The sequence below is a fragment of the Phenylobacterium sp. genome, assembly GCF_004799395.1.
In the GTDB taxonomy this organism is placed as follows: domain Bacteria; phylum Pseudomonadota; class Alphaproteobacteria; order Caulobacterales; family Caulobacteraceae; genus Phenylobacterium.
The window spans coordinates 1-7,360 of the sequence record NZ_SSMZ01000194.1 but is presented as its reverse complement, the minus strand read 5'-3'; the positions used below and the strand labels follow the sequence as shown (position 1 = coordinate 7,360).

Sequence of the window (7,360 nt, the reverse complement as noted above, 5' to 3'; positions counted from 1 at the left end):
GTCGGGATGCCGGCGCCACGAGCCCGTGCCGGTGCAGGGCGCGTCGATGAAGACCACGTCCATTTTGCCTTCCAGGCCCTTCAGCGGCTCGGGGTTTACCGGCGAGCGAACCTGCAGGTTGCGCACGCCGGCACGGTCGCCGCGCCGAATGGTGTCGGCGAGACGCCGCGCGTCGCTGTCGTAGGCGTAGATCTGGCCGGTGTTGCCCATGGCGCTGGCGAGGGCCAGGGTCTTGCCGCCGCCACCAGCGCAGAGGTCGAGGACCTGCTTGCCCTTCACCTCGCCGGCCGAGGCGGCGGCGATCTGCGAGCCCAGGTCCTGCACCTCGAACCAGCCCTTGGAGAACTGCGGGATCGTCTCGACCGCGCCGCTGCGGGTCATGGGATCGAGCGCCGGCATGCGCAGGGCCGTCGGCAGCAGATCGACCGGCTCGGCCAGGAGCGAACTCAACGCTTTCAGGGTCCGCTCCGGATCGGACTTCAGCAGATTGACCCGCAGGTCCACCGGCGCCCGCTCGGACAGGCCTGCGCCCTCCTCCCCCCGTGCGTCGCCGAAGGCGCGGGCGATGGAGTCGTCGAGCCAGTCCGGATAGTCGCCGCGTACAGGTGGAGACGCCTCGGCGAGGTCGCGCGGGTGCTCGAGCGCGGCGCGTTCTCCGTCGGTGAGCGGACCCGGTCCATGCGGCTCCTCGCCGGCCGCCTCGGCGATCCGCTCCAGCGGCCAGTCCCAGACGAACTTCAGCGCGCCCAACGCGGCGGCGCGCAGGGACTCGTCGTCCATCCGCCAGCCCAGCGACCGGCGCCTGCGAAGGACGTCGAGCACCAGGCCGGAGACGAAGGCTCGGTCTTTCGATCCCGCGTAACGCGCCGCCTCGCCCCAGTTCTTCAGCGCCATCCGGACAGGCCGGTGCCGCTCGTCGATCTGAGTCAGGACTTCGATTGCCGCCGCGAGGCGTCCGGCGTCACGCAAGGGACCTCACTGGAAGAAAGCCACGATCACCATGATGATGCCGACCATGCTGCCGGCCCACACCAGGGTTCGCACGACCGGGATGCCGGCCGCATAGAGGGGGACGAACAGCGCCCGCCCAATGACGTAGAGCGCCGCGCCATAAAGCGTCGAAGCGCCGAACTTGCCCGCGAAGTCGCAAGCCAGCAGGGCCGCGGCGAACAGCGGGAAGGTCTGCAGGAAATTGCCCAACGCTCGGTCCAGGCGCGCGGCCACCACGCCGACAGGCTTAGGCTCGTCTCGCGGGCCCATCAACCAGGGCAGACTACGCTCACCGCCGCTGCCGGCCACCGCCGCCCAGACGATCTGGATCAGGCCGATGATCACGGCCGCCATCAACAGCTTCAGCTCTGTCGGAACGATTGCACCCATAGTCGCCTCCCCCGTTGCGCCGCCGGCTCGGGATCGGCCGGCTGGCGTTAGAGACTTGGTCCGAGCTAGACGGGACTCGGATAGTTGGGCGCCTCGCGCGTGATCATCACGTCGTGGACGTGGCTCTCGCGCAGGCCCGCGCCAGTGATGCGGATGAACCGCGCCCGGGTGCGGAATTCGAGCAGGTTGGCAGCGCCGACATAGCCCATGGCGGCGCGTAGGCCGCCGACCATCTGGTGCAGGATCGGCGAGATCGGACCCTTGTACGGCACCTGCCCCTCGATCCCTTCCGGCACCAGCTTGAGTGCGTCGGAAACGTCTTTCTGAAAGTAGCGGTCGGCCGAACCGCGGGCCATGGCCCCCAGAGAGCCCATGCCGCGGTAGGTCTTGTAGGACCGGCCCTGGTAGAGGAACACCTCGCCGGGCGCCTCGTCGACGCCGGCGAAGACCGAGCCCATCATGGCCACCGAAGCCCCCATGGCCAGCGCCTTGGCCAGGTCGCCCGAGTATTTAATCCCCCCATCGGCGATCACCGGCACATCGGAGCCGGCGGCCGCGCGCACCGCGTCGGCGATGGCGGTCAGCTGCGGCACGCCAACGCCGGCGACGATCCGCGTGGTGCAGATGGAGCCCGGGCCGATGCCCACCTTCACCGCGTCGGCGCCGGCGTCGATCAGGGCGCGGGCGCCGTCATAGGTCGCGACGTTCCCGGCCACGATCTGCACCCGGTTGGTCTCGCGCTTGATGCGCCCGACCGCCTTGGCGACATCGGCGTTGTGGCCGTGGGCGGTGTCGATCACCACCACGTCGACGCCGGCCTCCACCAGCGCCATGGAGCGTTCGTAGCCCGCGTCGCCCACGGTGGAGGCCGCGCCGACCAGCAGGCGGCCTTGCGCGTCCTTGGCGGCGTTCGGATGAGCCTCGGACTTCTCCATGTCCTTGACCGTGATCAGGCCCACGGCGCGGTAGTCGTCGTCGACGACGATCAGCCGCTCGATCTTGTGGCGGCGTAAGAGGTCGCGGGCCTCGGCCTGGCTGACCCCCTCCTTCACGGTGATCAGGTTCTCGTGCGTCATCAGCGAGCTGGCGGGCACGTCGCCGCTGCCCTCGAAACGCATGTCGCGGTTGGTCAGGATGCCGCAGAGCTTGCCCTTGGCGTCGACCACCGGGAAGCCGGAGATCTTCCGCCGCGCCTTGATCTCGCGGATCTCGCTGAGCGGCGTGTCCGGCGAGATGGTCAGCGGGTTGATGACCATACCGCTTTCGTAGCGCTTCACCTCGCGGACCTGATCGGCCTGCTCCTCGACGGTGAAGTTGCGGTGCAAGATGCCCATGCCGCCGTTCTGGGCCATGGCGATGGCCAGCCGACTTTCGGTCACCGTGTCCATGGCGGCGGACACCAGCGGTATGTTCAGATTGATCTCTCGCGTGAACCGGGTCGCGACATCCACCTGCGTGGGCATCACATCGGACGGGCCGGGTTCAAGCAAAACATCGTCGAAGGTGAGCCCTTCGCGAATCTCCATGGAGACACCTCGTTTTGCGGGCTGGCTATACGCGTCCGAGGGCTCCAGGGGCAAGGGCTGGTGGATCGTCATGGATGTCTCCGGGGTGATTTGTAGTGACGCAGGCTGAGCGCACCGGAATAGACGGCATAGCTGTGCCAGGCTTCCTGAGCGCGGGGTGCGGCTGCGGCCAGCGCCCGACGGACCAAGATCGTGGCCAAGAGCGAGGAGAAGAGCCGGGTGGACGCGTCCGCGACGCCTTGGCGGCCGAGGCTAGTGGGCTGCTGCAATGTGAGGGACCGCTCCATGTCCGTGCATGCCACTTTTGCGCTTGCGCGGAAATCGACATATTCACGAGATGATGTTCGATAATCTCACACCTATATCGCTGCCCTCGTTGAACGCCCTTCGCGCCTTCGAGGCCATGGCCCGAACCGGCCGCGCGACACTGGCCGCCGAGGAGCTCAACGTCACCCACAGCGCGGTCAGCCGGCAGGTGAAGGCCCTCGAGGCCGCGCTGGGCGTGCGTCTGTTCCAGGGGCCCAGGCACCGCCTGACGCTGACCCCGGCCGGCCAGGCTCTGCTGCCGGCGCTGAGCCACGCCTTCGACGAGATCGCCTCGGCGGTCCGCCGCCTGAAGAGCGACGGCGAGGACCTGCATCTGGCGGTCAACGCCAGCCTGTCGGTGAAATGGCTGATCCCGCGCCTCGGCGATTTCGCCGCCAAGCATCCCGAGGTCCGCCTGCATCTGGAGGAACTGCCGTCCCAGGCCACATCCCACCGCGGCGCCGACGCCGTCGTCCGCATCGCCCTGGCGGCGCGGCTCGCCGACCCGCTGGTCACGCCATTCATACAGAACTTCACCGGCCCGGTGATGAGCCCGGCGCTGGCCGAGCGGTTCGCCGCCGACCCGCTGTCTGCGCCGCGCCTCGGCTCCCAGTCTCACCCACAGGGCTGGGCAATCTGGGCCGCGGTGGCCGGCATCGAGCTCGCGCCCGCGCCGGAGCAGCCCTTCGCCCACATCCACTACGCCCTGGACGCGGCCCTGGCCGGCCTGGGCGTCGCCATCATGTCCTGGCCCCTGGTGTCGGAGGATGTCGCCGAGGGCCGGCTCGTCGCCCCGCTCGGCTTCCGCCGCGCGGAGAGCGCCTTCGCCCTGTTGGCCGCGCCGGGCGTCGAAAGCCGCCCCCTGGCGGTCTTCAGGAAGTGGCTGGTGGCGCAAGGCGCCAGGACGCCCAAGCCGCCGGCGGGCTGAGCGGCGTGGCTGCGCCTTCGTCCCTAGCCCCGTCCCTTGAACCCCGTCGCCACCAGATAGAGCTCCGAAGAGTCCGACCGGCTGGCCTTGGGCTTCACGGTCTTCACGTCGGCGAAGTGGCGCTTTAGCGTGCCGATCACCTCGGCGGTCTCGCCGCCCTGGAAGGCTTTGGCGATGAAGCAGCCGCCGGGCTTGAGCACCTCGATGGCGAAATCGACGCCCGCCTCGATCAGGCCGACGATCCGCAGGTGGTCGGTCTGGCGGTGGCCGACGGTGTTGGGGGCGATGTCCGACATCACCAGGTCCGGCGCCCCGCCCAGCAGGCGGATGAGCTCGGGGCCGCAGGCGGGGTCGGTGAAGTCCATCTCCAGGATGATGGCCGGCGGCAGCGGATCGACCGGCAGCAGGTCGACGCCCACGATGTGGGTCACGCCGCGCTCCAGAGCCACCTGTGTCCAGCCGCCGGGCGCCGCGCCCAGGTCGACGACCCTCGCGCCGGGTTTGAGCAGGCGCAGCTTGTCGTCGAGCTCGGTCAGCTTGTAGGCCGCGCGGCTTCGATAGCCGTGGGCCCGGGCCTTGGCGGCGAAGGGGTCGTTGATCTGGCGGTTGAGCCACGCCTGCTGCGACGGCGTGCGCTTCCAGGCGGTCTTCAGGCGCTCAGGTACGACCCGGCCGGATTCGGTTCCGCCGGTGGGCGGTTTGACCATGCGTTTGCGCGGGGGCTTGTCGTCGCTCATTCGGCGGCCTGCGCGCGTTTTGGGCCCCGGCGACGCCGGCGGCGGTGACGGCCGCCGCGGTCGGCCATCAGGGAGAGCAAAATGCCTTCGCGCAGGCCGCGATCGGCGACGCGCACCCGGCTGCAGGGCCAGAGCTCCTGCACCGCCTGCAGGATCGCCGCGCCCGCCAGCACCAGGTCCGCGCGGTCCGGCCCGATGCAGGGCTGGTCGGCGCGCTCGCGGGCGTTCAGCGACAGCAGCTTTCCGGCCGCCGCCTCGCAGTCGCCGCGGGTCATCCAGATGCCGTCGACGCGGTTGCGGTCATAGCGCGGCAGCTCAAGGTGCAGGCCGGCCAGGCTGGTGATCGCGCCCGAGGTGCCGATCAGGTGCGCCCGGTCGGCGTCGAACACCTCGCGCAGGGGATCGGCGCGTTTGAAGACGGCGATCTCGGCCTTCACCGTCTCGACCATGGCGCGGAACCAGCCCTCCGTGGCGGTCTCGCCCTCGGGGAATTTCTCCGCCAAGGTCACCACCCCGATCGGCACCGAGAGCCAGGCGCGCAGGGGCGGCATGCCGGTGGGCGGCGCGCCCTTCAGTTCGACCCAGGACAGCTCCGTCGAACCGCCGCCCACGTCGACCACCAGGGCGGCGTCGGCGCTGCGGTCGATCAGGTTGAGGCAGCCGGCCACCGACAGGCGCGCCTCTTCCTGCGGCGGGATGATCTGCAGGCGCAGACCCGTCTCGGCGAACACCTCGTCGAGGAAGGCCTGGCCGTTCTCGGCCATCCGGCACGCCTGGGTGGCGATGGCCCGCAGACGCACCACGCGGCGGCGGCGCAGCTTTTCGGCGCTGACCTTCAGGGCCGCCATGGCGCGGTCCATGGCCGCCTCCGATAGCCGCCCGGACGCGGTCACCCCCTCGCCCAGGCGCACGATCCGCGAATAGGCCTCGATCACCCGAAAGCCCCCCGGGCCTTGCGGCGTGGCGATCAGCAGGCGGCAATTGTTGGTGCCCAGGTCCAGAGCGCCGTAGCACGGCGTCTCGCCCGGAACGTTCTCCCGGCCACTCGTCGTGGCTTCGGGCGCGCGCGGCGCCTCTGTCATGGACCGTTACCCGTCCCTCGCAGACGCACCCCGGCGCGCCTCACTTCGGGTTGAGCTTAGCAAGCCCACTCGCCTCTCGGAAGGCTTGGCCTTGAACGGAAGGTTTTGAACGCTACGTTCACCTCCCGGTTAGGAGCCCCGCGGTAGATTCGTGGCCATGAATACGCATAGCGCAAAATTCGCCATCGGGCAGGTCGTGCGTCACCGCGTCTATCCGTTCCGTGGCGTGATCTTCGACGTCGACCCAACCTTCTCGAACACCGAGGAGTATTGGCTGTCGATTCCCGAGAACATCCGGCCGCACAAGGACCAGCCGTTCTACCACCTGCTGGCGGAGAACGACGAAAGCTCCTACGTGGCCTACGTCTCCGAACAGAACCTGCTGCCGGACGACACCGGCCAGCCGGTCGGCCACCCGCAGGCGGCGATGCTTTTCGAGTCTTTCCGCGAGGGGCAGTACAAGCTGCGCCCTCGGATCAGCCACTAGGCTCCCCAAGCGTCTTAAGACAGGCTTTCCACCGCCGGATTGAGCTTGTGCGCCTGCGCCTTGTCGGCGTCGCCGCCGGCGCTGTCGCCGAGCGCGGTGCGGATTTCTCCACGGGCCTGCCAGGCGATCGCACTTTGCGGATCGGCCTTGATCGCTGCGTCGTAGAACTCCCGCGCCAGGAGCAGATCGCCCAGTTGCCGGTAGGCGTCGCCCTTCGCCGCGAGCGTCATCGGGTCGCCCGGCGTGATCCGCAATGCAGCGTTGAAATCCCGCAGCGCGCGGTCGTAATGACTGAGCTGCTTCCAGGCCATGCCGCGGTTGTAGAGCAGCACGTCGTCGTTGGGCGTGGCAGCCAGGGCCTTGTCGAAGTCCTTGATCGCCAGCTCCGGCTTCAATTGGGCGAGATAGAAGCTGCCCCGCGCGTTGAGCGCCGCCCCGTCGTTGGGGCTGATCGACAGGGCCTCGTTGAAGTCCGCGAACGCGGCGGGCGCCTTCTTGTTCTTTCCCTCGGCGACCCAGCTGTGGCCGCGGGCCGTCAGCGCCTCGACATCGCGCGAATTCTGGCCGAGCGCCCGGTTAAAGTCCTTGCGGCCGTCGTCGAAGCGGCCCTGGCGGACGAACAGCTGGCCCCGGTCGATCAGGGCGCGGTGCGTGTCCCCGGTTCCACGCAGGCCGCGTTCGTACTCCGCCATGGCGCCGGCCGTGTCGCCCAAGGACTCCAGGGTCTCGCCCAGCGCGGCGTGCAGCTCGGCGCTGTTCGGCTGGGCGCGCAGCTGCGCGCGATAGGCGTCGACAGCCTTGGTCAGCTCCTCGCGCGTCGCCGCGCCCGCCGCGCCGGCGAGGCCCAGCGCCAGCGCCAGGACGACAGCCAGGGCGCGCGCGCGGCTCATTTCGCCCCCGTCGACTTGTAGGCG

The 7,360-nt window shown here is 69.5% G+C and carries 8 protein-coding genes; 2 read left to right on the top strand and 6 right to left on the bottom strand.

Translation table 11 applies throughout. The features are described from left to right. The 3 genes from E8A12_RS12730 to guaB all read right to left on the bottom strand — a co-directional run. Window positions 1-969 (bottom strand): RsmB/NOP family class I SAM-dependent RNA methyltransferase (locus E8A12_RS12730; protein WP_293369270.1); only part of this gene is annotated, 969 nt, incomplete at its 3' end. 6 nt (window positions 970-975) lie between these two features. Then, window positions 976-1,380: an MAPEG family protein gene (locus tag E8A12_RS12725; RefSeq protein WP_293369268.1), complete on the bottom strand. Its 405-nt coding sequence runs from the start codon at window positions 1,378-1,380 to the stop codon at window positions 976-978. Window positions 1,381-1,445: 65 nt separating this feature from the next. Beyond that, window positions 1,446-2,906, bottom strand: a complete 1,461-nt coding sequence (guaB, locus tag E8A12_RS12720; protein WP_293369266.1) for an IMP dehydrogenase — start codon at window positions 2,904-2,906, stop codon at window positions 1,446-1,448. Between the two features lie 337 nt (window positions 2,907-3,243). Here guaB and E8A12_RS12715 point away from each other — a divergent pair, with 337 nt between their 5' ends. Continuing rightward, window positions 3,244-4,140, top strand: coding sequence for a LysR family transcriptional regulator (locus E8A12_RS12715; protein ID WP_293369264.1), 897 nt, complete (start codon window positions 3,244-3,246; stop codon window positions 4,138-4,140). Window positions 4,141-4,163: 23 nt separating this feature from the next. Here E8A12_RS12715 and E8A12_RS12710 read toward each other — a convergent pair whose 3' ends face one another. Continuing rightward, window positions 4,164-4,877, bottom strand: coding sequence for an RlmE family RNA methyltransferase (locus E8A12_RS12710; RefSeq protein ID WP_293369262.1), 714 nt, complete (start codon window positions 4,875-4,877; stop codon window positions 4,164-4,166). Next, entirely contained in the window at window positions 4,874-5,959 is a 1,086-nt protein-coding gene (locus tag E8A12_RS12705; protein ID WP_293369260.1) for a Ppx/GppA phosphatase family protein, read from the bottom strand. Before E8A12_RS12705 ends, E8A12_RS12710 begins: the two co-directional genes overlap by 4 nt. A 157-nt stretch (window positions 5,960-6,116) precedes the next feature. On the opposite strand from E8A12_RS12705, the gene hspQ reads away from it, so the two are divergent. Next, a complete protein-coding gene (gene hspQ, locus E8A12_RS12700) occupies window positions 6,117-6,446 on the top strand; it encodes a heat shock protein HspQ (RefSeq protein ID WP_293369258.1) in 330 nt (109 codons plus the stop codon). A 14-nt stretch (window positions 6,447-6,460) separates the two neighbouring features. Here the strand turns inward: hspQ and E8A12_RS12695 are convergent. After that, window positions 6,461-7,360: tetratricopeptide repeat protein (locus tag E8A12_RS12695; RefSeq protein WP_293369256.1), on the bottom strand; the 900-nt coding region annotated here is incomplete at its 5' end.

What these genes read in the sequence shown, in the direction of transcription:
- E8A12_RS12725 (WP_293369268.1), bottom strand. Translation starts at nt 1,380, where the DNA reads ATGGGTGCAATCGTTCCGACAGAGCTGAAGCTGTTGATGGCGGCCGTG.
- guaB (WP_293369266.1), bottom strand. Translation starts at nt 2,906, where the DNA reads ATGGAGATTCGCGAAGGGCTCACCTTCGACGATGTTTTGCTTGAACCC.
- E8A12_RS12715 (WP_293369264.1), top strand. Translation starts at nt 3,244, where the DNA reads ATGATGTTCGATAATCTCACACCTATATCGCTGCCCTCGTTGAACGCC.
- E8A12_RS12710 (WP_293369262.1), bottom strand. Translation starts at nt 4,877, where the DNA reads ATGAGCGACGACAAGCCCCCGCGCAAACGCATGGTCAAACCGCCCACC.
- E8A12_RS12705 (WP_293369260.1), bottom strand. Translation starts at nt 5,959, where the DNA reads ATGACAGAGGCGCCGCGCGCGCCCGAAGCCACGACGAGTGGCCGGGAG.
- hspQ (WP_293369258.1), top strand. Translation starts at nt 6,117, where the DNA reads ATGAATACGCATAGCGCAAAATTCGCCATCGGGCAGGTCGTGCGTCAC.